Origin of the sequence: Microbacterium elymi, from assembly GCF_021582895.2 — a bacterium.
Classification (GTDB): Bacteria; Actinomycetota; Actinomycetes; order Actinomycetales; family Microbacteriaceae; genus Microbacterium; species Microbacterium humicola.
The window spans coordinates 2,885,774-2,900,023 of record NZ_CP091139.2; the positions used below are offsets into that span (position 1 = coordinate 2,885,774).

12 protein-coding genes, 1 tRNA gene and 5 pseudogenes are annotated in these 14,250 nt (G+C 71.1%); 10 read left to right on the forward strand and 8 right to left on the reverse strand.

What is annotated here, in order from left to right:
* The first annotated feature begins 96 nt into the window (after positions 1 to 96).
* Complete coding sequence (locus L2X98_RS15730) at positions 97 to 1,314, forward strand: sensor histidine kinase (protein ID WP_259611541.1); 1,218 nt, start codon at positions 97 to 99, stop codon at positions 1,312 to 1,314.
* The gene (locus L2X98_RS15735; protein WP_259611542.1) at positions 1,286 to 1,969 is read left to right on the forward strand and encodes a response regulator; all 684 of its coding nucleotides are present in this window, start codon (positions 1,286 to 1,288) and stop codon (positions 1,967 to 1,969) included. Before L2X98_RS15730 ends, L2X98_RS15735 begins: the two co-directional genes overlap by 29 nt.
* 27 nt (positions 1,970 to 1,996) lie before the next feature.
* Here the strand turns inward: L2X98_RS15735 and L2X98_RS15740 are convergent, their stop codons facing one another.
* Entirely contained in the window at positions 1,997 to 2,485 is a 489-nt protein-coding gene (locus tag L2X98_RS15740; RefSeq protein WP_259611543.1) for a DNA modification methylase, read from the reverse strand.
* Positions 2,486 to 2,643: 158 nt separating this feature from the next.
* Here L2X98_RS15740 and L2X98_RS15745 point away from each other — a divergent pair, with 158 nt between their 5' ends.
* The 6 genes and pseudogenes from L2X98_RS15745 (at position 2,644) to L2X98_RS15765 (ending at position 7,685) form a co-directional block, all read left to right on the forward strand.
* Complete coding sequence (locus tag L2X98_RS15745; protein ID WP_259613355.1) at positions 2,644 to 3,126, forward strand: CarD family transcriptional regulator; 483 nt, start codon at positions 2,644 to 2,646, stop codon at positions 3,124 to 3,126.
* A gap of 43 nt (positions 3,127 to 3,169) precedes the next feature.
* Positions 3,170 to 4,403: pseudogene (gene ispD, locus L2X98_RS15750) on the forward strand (2-C-methyl-D-erythritol 4-phosphate cytidylyltransferase).
* 98 nt (positions 4,404 to 4,501) lie between these two features.
* Entirely contained in the window at positions 4,502 to 5,917 is a 1,416-nt protein-coding gene (gene cysS, locus L2X98_RS15755) for a cysteine--tRNA ligase (protein ID WP_259611544.1), read from the forward strand.
* A pseudogene (gene rlmB / locus L2X98_RS15760) lies at positions 5,910 to 6,931 on the forward strand (23S rRNA (guanosine(2251)-2'-O)-methyltransferase RlmB). Before cysS ends, rlmB begins: the two are co-directional and overlap by 8 nt.
* 111 nt (positions 6,932 to 7,042) lie before the next feature.
* Positions 7,043 to 7,117: pseudogene (locus L2X98_RS21715) on the forward strand (NAD-dependent epimerase); the annotation flags it as partial.
* 52 nt (positions 7,118 to 7,169) lie between these two features.
* On the forward strand, positions 7,170 to 7,685 hold the full coding sequence (locus L2X98_RS15765; RefSeq protein ID WP_354002828.1) for an NAD(P)-dependent oxidoreductase: 516 nt from the start codon (positions 7,170 to 7,172) through the stop codon (positions 7,683 to 7,685).
* A gap of 149 nt (positions 7,686 to 7,834) precedes the next feature.
* On the opposite strand, the pseudogene L2X98_RS15770 reads toward L2X98_RS15765, so the two are convergent.
* Positions 7,835 to 9,140 (reverse strand): annotated as a pseudogene (locus L2X98_RS15770) (DUF4032 domain-containing protein).
* Positions 9,141 to 9,237: 97 nt separating this feature from the next.
* On the reverse strand, positions 9,238 to 10,341 hold the full coding sequence (locus tag L2X98_RS15775; protein ID WP_259611545.1) for an ABC transporter ATP-binding protein: 1,104 nt from the start codon (positions 10,339 to 10,341) through the stop codon (positions 9,238 to 9,240).
* A 696-nt stretch (positions 10,342 to 11,037) separates the two neighbouring features.
* On the opposite strand from L2X98_RS15775, the gene L2X98_RS21720 reads away from it, so the two are divergent.
* Together L2X98_RS21720 and L2X98_RS15785 are read left to right on the forward strand one after the other, a co-directional pair.
* The gene (locus L2X98_RS21720) at positions 11,038 to 11,559 is read left to right on the forward strand and encodes a DsbA family protein (protein WP_354002829.1); all 522 of its coding nucleotides are present in this window, start codon (positions 11,038 to 11,040) and stop codon (positions 11,557 to 11,559) included.
* A gap of 27 nt (positions 11,560 to 11,586) precedes the next feature.
* Positions 11,587 to 11,659: transfer RNA gene (locus L2X98_RS15785), tRNA-Thr, on the forward strand.
* Between the two features lie 75 nt (positions 11,660 to 11,734).
* Here the strand turns inward: L2X98_RS15785 and L2X98_RS15790 are convergent.
* The 5 genes and pseudogenes from L2X98_RS15790 to msrB all read right to left on the reverse strand — a co-directional run bounded on the left by L2X98_RS15790 (position 11,735) and on the right by msrB (position 14,221).
* The gene (locus tag L2X98_RS15790) at positions 11,735 to 11,953 is read right to left on the reverse strand and encodes an alpha/beta hydrolase (protein WP_259611546.1); all 219 of its coding nucleotides are present in this window, start codon (positions 11,951 to 11,953) and stop codon (positions 11,735 to 11,737) included.
* On the reverse strand, positions 11,916 to 12,629 hold the full coding sequence (locus tag L2X98_RS15795; RefSeq protein WP_259611547.1) for an alpha/beta hydrolase: 714 nt from the start codon (positions 12,627 to 12,629) through the stop codon (positions 11,916 to 11,918). The genes L2X98_RS15790 and L2X98_RS15795 overlap by 38 nt, the downstream gene beginning before the upstream one ends.
* 9 nt (positions 12,630 to 12,638) lie before the next feature.
* On the reverse strand, positions 12,639 to 12,842 hold the full coding sequence (locus L2X98_RS15800) for a GNAT family N-acetyltransferase (RefSeq protein WP_259611548.1): 204 nt from the start codon (positions 12,840 to 12,842) through the stop codon (positions 12,639 to 12,641).
* Between the two features lie 434 nt (positions 12,843 to 13,276).
* A complete protein-coding gene (locus tag L2X98_RS15805; RefSeq protein WP_259611549.1) occupies positions 13,277 to 13,819 on the reverse strand; it encodes a nitroreductase family protein in 543 nt (180 codons plus the stop codon).
* Positions 13,816 to 14,221: pseudogene (gene msrB / locus L2X98_RS15810) on the reverse strand (peptide-methionine (R)-S-oxide reductase MsrB). The gene L2X98_RS15805 and the pseudogene msrB overlap by 4 nt, the downstream one beginning before the upstream one ends.
* Positions 14,222 to 14,250: the final 29 nt, after the last annotated feature.

The window sequence follows — 14,250 nt, forward strand, 5'->3', positions numbered from 1 at the left end:
AACGGACGGTGCCGTCGAGGTGAACACTGGATGCCTCGCCCCGGTCGTCGCGGGTTCCCGTTCTCGGCGACCCGGTCTGAACCGTACCCTGGGTGCATGACCACTCCGCAGCTCGCCCTGTTCGCGCTGCTCATCGGGGTGGTCCTGGGCGGGTCGGTCGCCCTCGTGGTGGTCGCCTCCTATCGGGCACGCGACCGCGCGGTGGGGCAGGCATCCACAGGGCTCCCGGACGGCGTGCGGGACGTCCTGGCCGGCATGGACGACCCGGCGGTGGTGGTGGATGCCTCAGGTACGGTGGTCGCGGCATCCATGCCCGCTGCGGCATATCACTTCGTCGAACGTGCCGTGCTGCCCACCGAAGAGCTGGCGCTGCTGGCCCGCGCCGCGCGGGCGGGGACGGCATCCGCCCCCGTCACCATGCGGCTGGACCGGGGCGCGGAGCAGCGGGCGGTCTCGGCGCGCGCACGGGCGATCACGTCCCGGCTGGTGCTCATCGTCCTGCGCGACATCACCGAGCAGGAGCGCGTCGAGCAGATGCGCCGGGATTTCGTGGCCAACACCAGCCACGAGCTGAAGACGCCGGTCGGCGCGGTGGGGCTGCTGGCCGAGGCGGTCGACTCGGCCGCCGACGATCCCGGCCAGGTGCGCGAGTTCGCCCGCCGGCTCGAGCGCGAGGCCGACCGGCTGGCGTCGCTGACCTCGCGGATCATGAGCCTGTCGCGGCTGCAGACCGAGGAGCCGACCACGCTGCGCGATGTCGCGGTGGACGACCTGATCGCCGCGCAGATCGATGCGCACGCGGCCCAGGCGGACTCGGCGGGCGTCCGGGTGATGCGCGGCGGCGACCGGGGCGCGTTCGTGCACGGCGACCTGCCGGTGCTGGGCGAGGCGCTGGGCAATCTGCTGGCGAACGCCATCGCCTACTCTCCGTCCGGCTCCCACGTGGGCGTGGGCGTGAAGATCGAGGGCCGCGTCGTCGAGATCGCCGTGGCCGATCAGGGCATCGGCATCGACGAGAGCGACCAGGAGCGCGTCTTCGAGCGGTTCTACCGCGCCGACCAGGCGCGCTCGCGGCGCACCGGCGGCACCGGCCTGGGGCTGGCGATCGTCAAGCACGCCGTGCAGCGGCACGGCGGCGAGGTGCGGCTGTGGTCGCAGCCGGGACGCGGCTCGACCTTCACCGTCCGGCTGCCTCTGGCCCCACCCCCGACCCATCGGGCGGGGCGGGCGGCAAGAAGAAGTCGAAGAAGAACAAGAAGAAGTCCGCACGGAAGGAACCCACCGCATGACCCGAGTGCTGATCGTCGAGGATGAGCCGGACCTCGCCGACCCCCTGGCCTACCTGCTGGGCCGGGAGGGGTTCGAGGTCGAGATCGCCGAGGACGGCCCGGCCGCCCTCGAGGCGTTCCAGGCCCGCGGCGCCGACATCATCCTGCTCGACCTGATGCTGCCCGGGATGCCGGGGACCGAGGTGTGCCGTCAGATCCGGGCCACCAGCGCGGTGCCGGTGGTCATGCTGACGGCCAAGGACAGCGAGGTGGACATCGTGGTCGGGCTGGAGCTCGGCGCCGACGACTACGTGACCAAGCCCTACTCGACCCGCGAGCTGCTCGCCCGGATGCGCGCGGTGCTCCGCCGCAGCGCCGCGGCCGACGCCGACCTGGACGAGCGGGTGCTCAGCGGCGGGCGGGTGACGCTGGACATCGACCGGCACACCGTCGAGGTCGCCGGCGAGCAGATCCCCATGCCGCTGAAGGAGTTCGAGCTGCTCGAGGTGCTGATGCGCAACGAGGGGCGGGTGCTCACCCGCGGGCAGCTGATCGACCGCGTCTGGGGAAGCGACTACTTCGGGGACACCAAGACGCTGGACGTGCACATCAAGCGGATCCGCTCGCGCATCGAGAAGGACCCGCGCGAGCCGGTGATGCTCGTCACCATCCGCGGACTGGGGTACCGCTTCGAGGGCTGAGCACGCTCGCCACGCCCGCGCTGGGCGCTACGGCGCGGTGGCCGCCGCCGGCTGCGGGACGAGGCTGGTCAGGTACGTCTCCTCGCCGCCGAGCACCGGCACGTTGGCCTGCGCGCCGTCGGCCTGGCCCGACTGGAAGTAGATCGAGACGGTCCCGCCGGGCTTGACGTCCAGGGCGTCGATCCGCAGCGGGTCGACGTTCTCGCCGAGGCTGGAGACCGTGTGCGCCGGGACCTGGACGGTGGACGAGCTGGCCGAGGAGCCGTCGCCGACCTGGACGTTCAGGGTCTGCGACTGCCCGGTCATGTTCACGACCGCCATGACCAGGTTGCCCACCGCACCGTCGGGCGTGGCCACCACCAGCGCGTTGCGCACCTGCAGCGGCGCCCCGGCCGAGTCGGCGACGTTCACACCGTCTGCCGGCGAGTAGGGGATCGTGGTGCCCTGAGGGGAGATCATGGAGCAGCCGGATGCTCCGAGGATGACGGCGGCGCAGACGGCCACGGACGCGAGCAAGCGCGATTTCACTGTTCCTCCCACAGGGCATTCGATGTGCTCTTGCAGTCTACGGGGTCGCCCGGGCGCAGATGGGACCGGCTTCCGCCGACGTGCTGGGCAAACCTTAGTGCATACTCGCTGTGGTATCCTTGAGGTTGCCGAAAGGATATAACTGCATGCTTTTTGAGGTTGGCGAGACGGTCGTTTATCCCCACCATGGTGCGGCGACGATTTCCGAAGTGAAGACCCGCGTCATCAAGGGTGAAGAGAAGGTCTATCTGAAGCTCCGCGTCACTCAAGGCGACCTGGTCATCGAGGTCCCGGCAGACAATGTCGACCTCGTCGGCGTCCGTGATGTCATCGGCAAGGAGGGCCTGGAGAAGGTCTTCGAGGTGCTGCGCGCTCCGTTCACAGAGGAGCCGACCAACTGGTCGCGCCGCTACAAGGCGAACCTCGAGAAACTGGCCTCCGGCGATGTGATCAAGGTGAGCGAGGTCGTCCGCGACCTGTGGCGCCGCGATCAGGACCGGGGGCTGTCCGCGGGCGAGAAGCGGATGCTGGCCAAGGCCCGGCAGATCCTCATCTCCGAGCTTGCGCTGGCCGAGAAGACCGACGAAGAGCAGGCCAGCGGCCTGCTCGACGAGGTCCTCGCCTCCTGAGACGGCGCTGAGCCGCGCTGACTCGGCGCGCTAGTCTCGGGGCGTGAGCATCGCCCCCGTTCCCCGCGTCGCGATCATCGTCGTGGCGGCTGGTTCGGGCGTGCGCCTCGGCGCCGACGCGCCCAAGGCGTTCGTCGGCATCGACGAGCACTCGGTGCTCCGACCATGCGCTGCGGCGGGTCCTGGCCGTGCCGGACGCGCTCGTCGTGGTCGCGGTGCCGGCCGGTCGCGAAGGCGACGCCCGCACCGAGACGATGGCTGTGGCCGAGGGCGCGGCCGAGCGGGTGCGGGTCGTCGCCGGCGGCCGCACCCGGCAGGAATCGGTTGCGGCCGCCCTGCACGCGGTCTGGCCGGACGTGCAGGTCGTGCTGGTGCACGATGCGGCGCGCGCACTGGTCCCGCCCGAGGTGTTCGCGCGGGTGATCGCCGCGGTCGTCGCCGGTGCCGCCGGGGTGGTCCCCGTGCTGCCGATGGTCGACACGATCAAGCAGGTGGACGCGGATGCCGTGATCGGCACCGCGGACCGCACCGGCTTGGCGGCCGCGCAGACCCCGCAGGGGTTCCGCCGGGATGTGCTGGACGCCGCCTACCGGGTCGCGGCCGAGGAGTACACCGATGACGCGGCGCTCGTCGCGGCGGCCGGCCACAGCATCCTGACCGTTCCGGGCGACCCGCGCGGCTTCAAGATCACCGCCCCCGCCGATCTGGAGCGCGCCCGCGCCGCCGTGCGCGCCGAACCGGCATCGACCGAGCGTGCGGAGCCGCAGTCCGCCGCCCGCGTCTCGGCTGCCGGGCCGCTGCCGCCGCGGGTCGGGATCGGCACCGATGTGCACGCGGTCGGCGGCGACGGCGCGCTGTGGCTGGCCGGGCTGGAATGGCCGGGCGAGCCGGCGCTGTCCGGGCATTCGGACGGGGATGCGGTGGCCCACGCGATCGTGGATGCGCTGCTGGCCGCCGCCGGCCTCGGCGACATCGGCAGCCGGTTCGGCACGGCACGGCCGGAGTTCGCCGGCGGCCACGCGGACGTCTTCCTCGCCCGCACGCGGAGGCTGCTGGCCGACGCCGGGTTCTCGATCGGCAACGTCGCCGTGCAGGTGCAGGCGCGACGGCCCCGGCTGGCCGCCCGACGCGCCGAGGCCGAAGCGGCCCTGTCGGCGGCGCTCGGCGGTGCGCCGGTCTCGGTGTCGGCCACCACCACGGACGGCCTGGGCTTCACCGGGAGCGGTGACGGGGTGGCGGCGTTCGCGGTCGCGCTCCTCGTGCCCGCGCCGGCCTGACCCGGGCGCCGTCCGCCTCCCGTCACCGGCGGAACGCGGCGTGCAGCGCGCGTGCAACGCGCATCTCGTGCGGAGGATGCCGCCGGTAGTCTTGACGGGTGACTCTCCGGCTCCATGACACCGCGGCGCAGACCCTGCGCGCGTTCGTGCCGCTGCGCCCGGACGAGGTCACCGTCTACGTCTGCGGCCCCACCGTGCAGTCCGGCCCGCACATCGGGCACCTGCGCGGGGCGCTGAGCTTCGACATCCTCACCCGCTGGCTGGAGCACCGCTTCGGCCGGGTCACGGTGGTGCGCAACGTGACTGACATCGACGACAAGGTGGTCGCCAACGCGACCGACGCCGAGCCGTGGTGGGCGCTGGCGTACCGGATCGAGCGCGAGTTCACCGCGGCATATGCCGCCATCGGCATCCGCCCTCCGACGTATGAGCCCCGGGCCACCGGACACATCCCGCAGATGGTGGAGCTGATCGACACGCTGATCGAGCGCGGGCACGCGTACCCGGCCGCCGACGACTCCGGGGACGTGTACTTCGACGTGCGGTCGTGGCCGGACTACGGCAGCCTCACGCATCAGGCGCTGGACGCGATGGAACCGGCGGAGGACGCCGACCCGCGCGGCAAGCGCGACCCGCACGACTTCGCCCTGTGGAAGGGCGCCAAACCCGGTGAGCCGCCCACCGCGACCTGGGACGCGCCCTGGGGACCCGGGCGCCCGGGCTGGCACATCGAGTGCTCGGCGATGGCCCGCCGCTACCTCGGCCGCGACTTCGACATCCACGGCGGAGGGCTCGACCTGCGGTTTCCGCACCACGAGAACGAGCTGGCCCAGTCCACCGCCGCCGGCGACGGCTTCGCGCGCTACTGGGTGCACAACGGACTGGTCACCGTCGACGGGCAGAAGATGTCCAAGTCGCTGGGCAACTTCCTCCTCGCCGCCGACCTGCTCGACCGGCGCGACCCGCTCGTGGTCCGCTACGCGCTCGCCGCCGCGCACTATCGATCCAGCCTGGACGTGTCCGACCGCAGTCTGGACGAGGCCGAAGCCGCCCTCGACCGCATCCGCACGTTCCTGGAGCGGGTGCTCCGTGAACGCGGCGAGAACGGGCTGCTCGCGCGTGGCACCGAGACGCCCGCGTCGTTCGCCGCCGCGATGGACGACGACCTGGGGGTGCCGCAGGCGCTGGCGGTCGTGCACGAGACCGTCCGCGCCGGAAACGCCGCGCTCGACGCCGGCGACGCGGATGCTGCGGGTGCGGCGTTCGACGCCGTGATCGCGATGACCGGCATTCTGGGCATCAACCCGCTCGATCCGCACTGGCGGCAGCAGAGTGCCGGGCCCGAGGCATCCGCCCTCGACGCCCTCGTGCAGACCATGATCGACCAGCGCGCACAGGCGCGCAGGGACAAGGACTGGGCCGCGGCCGACCGCATCCGCGACGCGATCGCGGCGGCCGGCATCGCCCTCGAGGACGGGTCCTCCGGGACCCATTGGAGTGTGCAGAATGGCTAAGCCGCAGGGATCCGGGCGGGGCAACAGCAAGAAGAAGGGGCCCACCAAGGGCACCGGCGGCCACGGGCGCAAGGCGCTCGAGGGCAAGGGACCCACACCGAAGGCCGAGGACCGCAGCTGGCACGTCGCCGGCAAGCGCAAGGCGGCGCAGGAGCGCTATGCCGCCTCGGGCGGCAAGGGACGGCCCGGGGCAGGACGCAGCAGGGCTCCAACCCGAACCGCGCGTCGCGGGGGACGTCCGCCGACGACACCGAGACGGTGACCGGGCGCAACTCGGTGCTGGAGGCGCTGCGCACCCGCATCCCGGCCATCGCGCTGTACATCGCGCAGCGCGTGGAGATGGACGATCGGGTCAAGGAGATGCTCTCCATCGCGTCGCACCGCGAGATCCCGGTGCTGGAGGTCACCCGACCCGAGCTGGATCGGATGGCCGGCATCGGGGGCGTGCACCAGGGCATCGCGCTGAAGGTGCCGCCGTACGAGTACGCGCATCCGCAGGACGTGCTCGAGGAGGCGCTCGCCGACGGTGAGACGCCGCTGCTGGTGGCGTTGGACGGGGTCACCGATCCGCGGAACCTGGGAGCGATCATCCGCTCCGCGGCCGCGTTCGGCGCGCACGGGGTGATCCTGCCGCAGCGACGCTCGGCGAGTGTGAACTCGGCCGCGTGGAAGACGAGCGCCGGCGCCGCCGCGCGCCTCCCGGTCGCGCTGGCGGCGAACCTCACCTCGACGCTGAAGGAGTTCAAGAAGCAGGGCGTGTTCGTCCTGGGTCTGGACGGCGGCGGGGACGTGTCGCTGCCCGAGCTGACCCTGGCCGACCGCCCGGTCGTCATCGTGTGCGGCTCGGAGGGCAAGGGGCTGTCGCGCCTGGTCACCGAGACCTGCGACCAGATCGTGTCGATCCCGATCTCGGCGGCCACCGAGTCGCTGAACGCGGGGATCGCGACGTCGGTCGCGCTGTACCAGGTGGCCACCATGCGCGCCGCCGATGCCGCGCAGGCGCCTGGCGCCTGAGCCCGCACGACTCCCATCGGGCGGAAGGCCGGAATAGCCCGGTCGGGGCGGTGTTGGATGGTGGTGGGGTGCCGGCTCGGCGCCGCGCACCGTCAGCGGAGAGGAACAGCAATGGCACGCATCGTGGTCATCGGAGGAACCGGCTACGCCGGAGGTCACATCGTCGCCGAGGCCGCATCGCGCGGACATGACGTCGTCTCGATCTCGCGCAAGCGCAGCGGAGGCGCCGGTCGACGGCGTGACGTACGTGCAGGGCTCCGTGCTCGATCTCGACGCGCTGGACGGCGTCCTCGACGGGGCGGATGCCGTGGTCTCGGCGATCTCGCCGCGCGGCGACATGACCGACAAGGTGCTGGATGCGCTGCGCGCATTGGAGGCGAAGCTGAGCGGAACCCCGACCCGCCTCGGGGTGATCGGCGGCGCCATGGGCAGCCTCGCCGCGCCCGGCGGCCCGCGCCTGTACGACCTGGGCGTCCCGCCCGAGTTCGGCAACGAGCCCAAGGTCGGCGTCGACTCGCTCGATCTGCTCGAGGCCACGGACGACGGACTGGACTGGTTCTTCGTGCACCCGCCGAAGGAGTTCGGGGCGTGGGTGCCCGGCGAGCGCACGGGTCGCTACCGCGACGGCGGCGAGGTCGTGGTCGAGGATGCGGACGGCAAGTCCTTCATCTCGGGCGCGGACTTCGCGATCGCGGTCGTCGACGAGATCGAGGCCCCCGCCCACCACCGCTCCCGCTTCACCGTCGGCTACTGACTCGAAATCGTACGATTTGGCCGACTGCACATCATCCTGGGCTGGGTTTGATGTGCAGTCGCGAGTTTGATGTGCAGTCGCGAGGGCGGGGCGATGGCAGGAGGCGATCGGGAGCTCGCGGCGGCGGGCGCAAGCGGGCACCCCGCCGCTCAGACCAGGTCGCGCCAGTCCACCTCGTCCTCGTCCTCGTCGTCGGATGTCGCGGACACCGCGATCGGCAGGGTCATCGTCTCGGTGGCCGGCCCCATGACGGTGGCCTCATCACGGCGGTGGCGCAGCACGTCCTCGATGTAGCCGGTCAGCACCTCGGCCAGCGGGATCGAGACACCCCGCGCCTGGGACATGTACCAGCGGTGCTCGAGCACCTGATGGAACACCTCGGCCGGTTCGAGCTTGGCGCGCAGCTCGAACGGGATGGCCCGCACGATGGGCTCGAACACACGCGTCACCCATTCGTGCGCGAGCATCTCCTCGTCCTCGTCGCCGCGCTCGGCGCGCGCCCGGTACTCGTCGAGATCGTTCAGCAGCCGCCGTGCCTGGTTCTCCTCCACGTCCAGCCCGGTCAAGCGCAGCAGGCGACGCTGATGGTGCCCGGCATCCACCACCTTCGGCTGGATCGAGACCCGGGTGCCGTCCGGAGCCGTCGTGATCGACATCTCGTCGATGTCGAATCCGAGCGCATTGAGCCGCTGCACCCGCTGGGTGATCCGCCAGGACTCGTTCGCGGCGAACGACTCGGTGTCGGTGAGCGCCGCCCACAGCGACCGGTACGCCGACACGATCCCATCGGCGATCGCGACCGCATCCACCCCGCCCTCCAGCCGGCCGCCGGCGGCGAGGTCGAGGATCTCGCCGGCAATGTTCGTGTGCGCCACCTGCAGGTCGTGCTCGCGCTGGCCGGCGGTCAGACCGCCCTCATGCAGCTCGCCGGTCTCGGCATCCACCAGATAGGCGGCGAAGGCGCCGGCATCCCGCCGGAAGAGGGTGTTCGACAGCGACACGTCGCCCCAGAAGAAGCCGATGTTGTGCGAGCCGGACCAGGAGCACGGCCAGCGCGTCCACGAGCCGGCCGGCGGTGTCGGGCGCAAGCACCTGGGTGAACAGCGCCCGGTAGGGGAGCGAGAAGCGAAGGTGCGCGGTGACCAGGGCCGCCGGCAGATGCTTGCCGGCGGCATCCGTCCGCCCGGCGATCACGGCGACCCGCTCCACGCACGGGACGTCCAGTCGGGCGAGGCCGCCCAGCAGGTCGTACTCGCGCTGGGCCATCTCCTCGGTGGTCTCCTTGATGGCGACCACGTTGCCGGACAGGTTCGCGAACCGCACCAGGTGGCGCGAGATGCCCTTGGGCAGGTAGACGATCTCGCGGCTGGACCAGTCGCCCAGCCCGGTCGACCAGGGCAGCGCGAGCAGGCCGGGATCCACCGCGCGGGCGGTGATGGACAGTGCCTCGCTCACGATGCTCCTCCGGGATGCTGCCGGAATACCGGGATGTGGCCGGAATACGACGCGGCGCGGGTCGGAGAACCGAACCCGCGCCGCATGGATGCCGGGACTACGCGGACGCGATCGCCTTCTCGGTGAGCCGCTCGCCGGTCTCGATGTCGAACACGTGCACGTGATCGTGGATCGGGGTCAGCACGACGGTCTCGCCGGCGTTCGGGTGCTGGCGGCCGTCGACGCGGGCGACGATGTCGGTGCGCTTGCCCTCGATCTCGGAATGGCCGTAGAGGTAGCCGTCGGCGCCGAGCTCCTCGACCAGGTCGACCGTGATCGACAGGCCCTGCCCGCCGGCGGGGCCGACCTGGATGTCCTCGGGGCGCACGCCCACGGTGACCTGGGCACCCGTGGCCTTGGTGAGGGTGGATGCCTCGACCGGCACGACCGTGTTCCCGAACGTGACTCCGCCTTCGGCGAGGTCGACCGGGAACAGGTTCATGGCGGGCGAGCCGATGAAGCCGGCGACGAACACGTTGTTCGGCTGCTCGTACAGGTCGCGGGGCGTTCCGACCTGCTGCAGGATGCCGTCCTTGAGCACCGCGATGCGGTCGCCCATCGTCAGCGCCTCGGTCTGGTCGTGCGTGACGTACACGGTGGTGACGCCGAGGCGACGCTCGAGCGACGCGATCTGGGTGCGGGTCTGCACGCGCAGCTTCGCGTCGAGGTTCGACAGCGGCTCGTCCATGAGGAACACCTGCGGCTGGCGGACGATCGCGCGGCCCATGGCGACGCGCTGACGCTGGCCGCCGGAGAGCGCCTTCGGCTTGCGGGCGAGGTACTCCTCGAGGTCGAGGAGCTTCGCGGCCTCGAGCACGCGCGCGGCCCGCTCCTCCTTCTTCACGCCGGCGATCTTCAGGGCGAAGCCCATGTTCTCGGCGACGGTCATGTGCGGGTACAGCGCGTAGTTCTGGAACACCATCGCGATGTCGCGGTCCTTCGGCGGGACGTCGGTGACGTCGCGGTCGCCGATGAGGATGCGGCCGGAGTTGACCTCTTCCAGACCGGCGAGCATGCGCAGCGAGGTGGACTTTCCGCAGCCGGACGGACCGACCAGCACCAGGAACTCGCCGTCGGCGACCTCGAGGTTCAGCTTGTCGACCGCGGGGCGGGTGCCTCCGGGATACAGGCGGGTTGCGTTGTCGAACGTGACGGACGCCATTGCTTCTTCTCCTTCACCGGCAGGTACGTGCCGGACGATCCGTTGTGATGGGAATGGACCCAGAGGCCCTGCACCCGACAGTGGGCGCTTCCTCAGTATGCCAGATGCCGCTCTCTGGGTATTTCCCAGGCTGCCTGGTTAGCATCGAATCTGTCGCGGTACCCGCGCGGCGTCCCGGATGAGTCCGGCCAGCAGTCTGTCAAGAGGTCCCATGTCGAACGATGAGTCACCGAACGTTCCCGATCCGAACGGTCGCCGCAGCGCCGTGCGCGAGAAGGCGCAAGCAGGTGCACGCACGACAGCGACGGGGCCGCGTCATCCGCCGTACCGCACTCGCCGTCGGCGCGGTCGCGGTCGTCGGTGTGGTCGCGGTCGGCGTGACCATGGCCGTCGCGTCCCAGACGACCCGCCCCGACATGTCCCCGGCCAACGTCGTGGATGACGGCTTCGCCATCACCAGCGTCCGCGGGGTCGCCGTGGAAGGCACGGGTCAGTCGATCGACTCCAGCCCCGCCCCGACCTCGTCGCCGACATCCACCGCCGCGGCATCCGGCGCAAGTGCCACCCCGAAGCCCTCGCCGTCGGCCACCACGCCCGGCGCCGTCGACATCCGCATCTATGTGGACTACTTCGCCCCCGGGGCCAAGCAGTTCCAGATCGCGAACGCCCAGCAGCTCACCCGCTGGGTGAGCCAGGATGCCTGCGACCCTGAGCTATTACCCGGTGGCGATGCTGTCGGCCAAGTCCAACGGCACCAAGTACTCGCTGCGCGCCGCGAGCGCGTCGGCCTGCGTCGCCACTCATTCGCCCGATTCGTACTACGCGTTCAACAATGCGCTGCTCTCGCACCAGCCCGAGCAGGGCACCGACGGCCTGACCGACGAGCAGCTCGCCGACCTCGCGATCGCCTCCGGGGCTACCCAGCCCAAGGTCGTCCGGGACTGCATCGAGGGCCAGGACTACGCGACCTGGGCGAAGTCGGCCACCGAGCGGGCGCTCGCGGGAATCCCCGACACCAAGGGTGTCGCCCTCACCGGCACGCCCATGATCCTCGTGAACGGAACACCGTACGCGGGCGCTCTGGACGACCCGAAGGAATTCGCGCAGTTCGTGCTCACCCTCTCCAGCGACGCGTACTACACGCCCAGTTCGCCGACCCCGACCGCGACACCCGGTGCGACGAGCACGCCGTCGCCGTCGTCCACCTCGGGCAAGTGAGTCGGCCCGGCTAGACTTGGTCGGTCCGCCGGCTTGGCGCAATTGGTAGCGCACCTAACTTGTAATTAGGGGGTTGCAGGTTCAAGTCCTGTAGCCGGCACCGTGATTCCCGACGCTCTGCGTCGTCGTACGGGCGCCGCGCAGTGGCGCAGACGTGCCTTCTGTGACGGAGGGGTCAGCCCGCGGCATCCATCTGCGCCGCGAGGAATCGCGTGAGCGTCTCGAGGTAATCGGGGACGAAGTCCTCGCCGTGCTGGAGCCGGTGATCGCCGCGGGGGAGCACATGCAGGTCGAGGAGGTCCGGACGCACCACGGTCCGGAGGATCTCGGCACTGCGTGCGACCGGGACGACGTCGTCATCTTCGCCGAACAGCGCGAGCAGCGGGACGTCCATCGTGCGGAGGGCGCCCTGCGGATCGTGGGGCATCACGCGTGCGGCGAAGGCCCACAGGTCGGGATCGGCGGGGACGAAGACGCCGGCGGCGACGAGCTCGTCGATCAGGGGAAGGGCCCGGGCGCGCGGCCACCCGATGTCGAACGGCAGCGCGAGCAGGTCCATCGCCCGCGTGAAGGTGCGGAGCCCCTCCCGCGCCGCGTGGTCGCGCCAGCCGCGCAAGCCGCAGCGTCTGCGCCGTCGAATAGGTCTCCTGCTCGCGCGGACCGACGGCCGGCCCCGAGTTCGTGATCACGAAGCCGACGGCATCCTGCGCGGCCGCCTCCAGCACCACCCAGCCGCCCTGGCTGTGGCCGAACAGTCCCGTGGGCAGGTCTCCGACGACCTCCCGCGCTGCGGCCAGGCCGGCGGCCAGATCCGCCGCCTGCAGGGGGATGTCGGCATCCAGCCAGTCGCCGGACGATCCGCCCACCCCGCGCTTGTCGAAGGAGCACACCGCGGCGCCCGCGTCGAGCAGCGCCGCCCGGATGGGCGGGAAGAGCACATCGTTGTCGCGATCGCTCGGGCCCGAGCCCGGGTACATGAGGACGAGCGCCCGGGCCTTCCGCTCCGGATGCCAGAGGCTGCCGGCGAGCCGCACGCCGTCGTGATGGGCCACCAACGGCTCCGCGTTCATGCGTCCTCGCTACGCCGCGTCATCACGAAGCAATTGAAACATGACGTGGTCGCGCCACTGTCCGTCGATCTTGAGGTATCGCGGCGCCAACCCGTACTGGGTGAAGCCGTTCCGCTGCAGCACCTTCTGCGAGGCGGTGTTCTCGGGGACGGTCTCGGCCTGGATCCGATGCAGTCCGAGCTGCCCGAACGCATACGCCACGCCGAGGTTCACCGCCCGCGTCGCGTGCCCGCAAGCCGAGGCGATCCGCCCGGACCCAGTAGCCGACCGCGCAGGACTGGAGCGCACCCCGCACGACGCCGCTCAAGGTCAGCCGGCCGAGGATCTCGCGTCCGGCGATGATCAGGAACGGCACCGAGGTTCCGGCATCCATCTCGTCGCGTGCGAGTCGAGCACGCCGCTCCTGCTCGGCCGCGGTGAAGAAGTCGTCGCCTCTGCGCGGCTCCCACGGCTGAAGATGTTCGCGGTTCTGCCGAAGGAGCTCAGTGAGTTCCGGAACATCGTCGAGCTCCAGGGGTCGGAGCGACGTCTGGACCATCCCGCATCTCCCTTCGCGACCGGCCATCTCGCGTCGATCCATCGATCCTAAGCGGGGCCTGACCGGTCGGGCTGCCGCGGCATGCGTCCGGCGGGCGGGGCGGCGTGGCTCAGCGGGGGTCGGGCATCGGGGTCAGATACCGCTCGGCGTCCAGGTCCTTCCGGGGGCCGGCGGCCTTGCCCTCGGGTCGCCCGCCGACGTACAGCCATCCCAGGAGGTTCTCGTTCGCCCGCAGTCCGTGCGCCTTGGCCACTGGCTCGGTGCGGGTCCACCGTCCGGTGCGCCAGATCACGCCCCAGCCGGCGTCGTCCAGCAGCAGGCTCAGGGTGTGCGCGACACCGGCGGCCGCGGCCGCCTGCTCCCAGCGCGGCACCTTCTCGCTCGGCCGGTAGCTGACCACGACCGCGATCAGCAGCGGCGCGCGCAGCGGCTTCGCGGAGGCGCCCTTCTCTCCGTCCGCCTTGTTCATCGCCCGGCCCAGGCGTTCCCGATCGGCGCCGCGCAGCTCGATCAGCCGCCACGGACGCAGCGACGAATGGTCGGCGGCGCGGCCGGCGGCGGCGACCAGCGGCAGCAGCTCGTCGTGGGAGGGCGCGGCATCCGTCACCTTCGAGAAGGACCGGCGCGCCCGGACCGCGTCGAATGCGCTCACTCGGACTCTTCGGGCGTGAACGACAGCGAGATCGAGTTCATGCAGTAGCGGTCACCGGTCGGCGTGCCGAATCCGTCGGGGAAGACGTGCCCCAGGTGCGAGCCGCAGTTCGCACAGCGCACCTCGGTGCGCTGCATCCCAGGGTCTCGTCCTCGAGCAGTTCGACGGCCTCGGGACGGACGGATTCGTAGAAGCTCGGCCAGCCGCAGTGCGATTCGAACTTGGTGCCGCTGCGGAACAGCTCGGCCCCGCACGCCGCGCACGTGTACAGCCCGGCGCGATGCTCGTCCAGCAGCTCGCCGGTCCACGGCCGCTCGGTGGCTGCCTCTCGAGCACCGCGTACTGCTCCGGGTCGAGCTCGGCCCGCCACTGCTCGTCGGTCTTGTTCATGATGTAGGTCATCGCGATCCTCCTGCCCCTCTATTCAACCC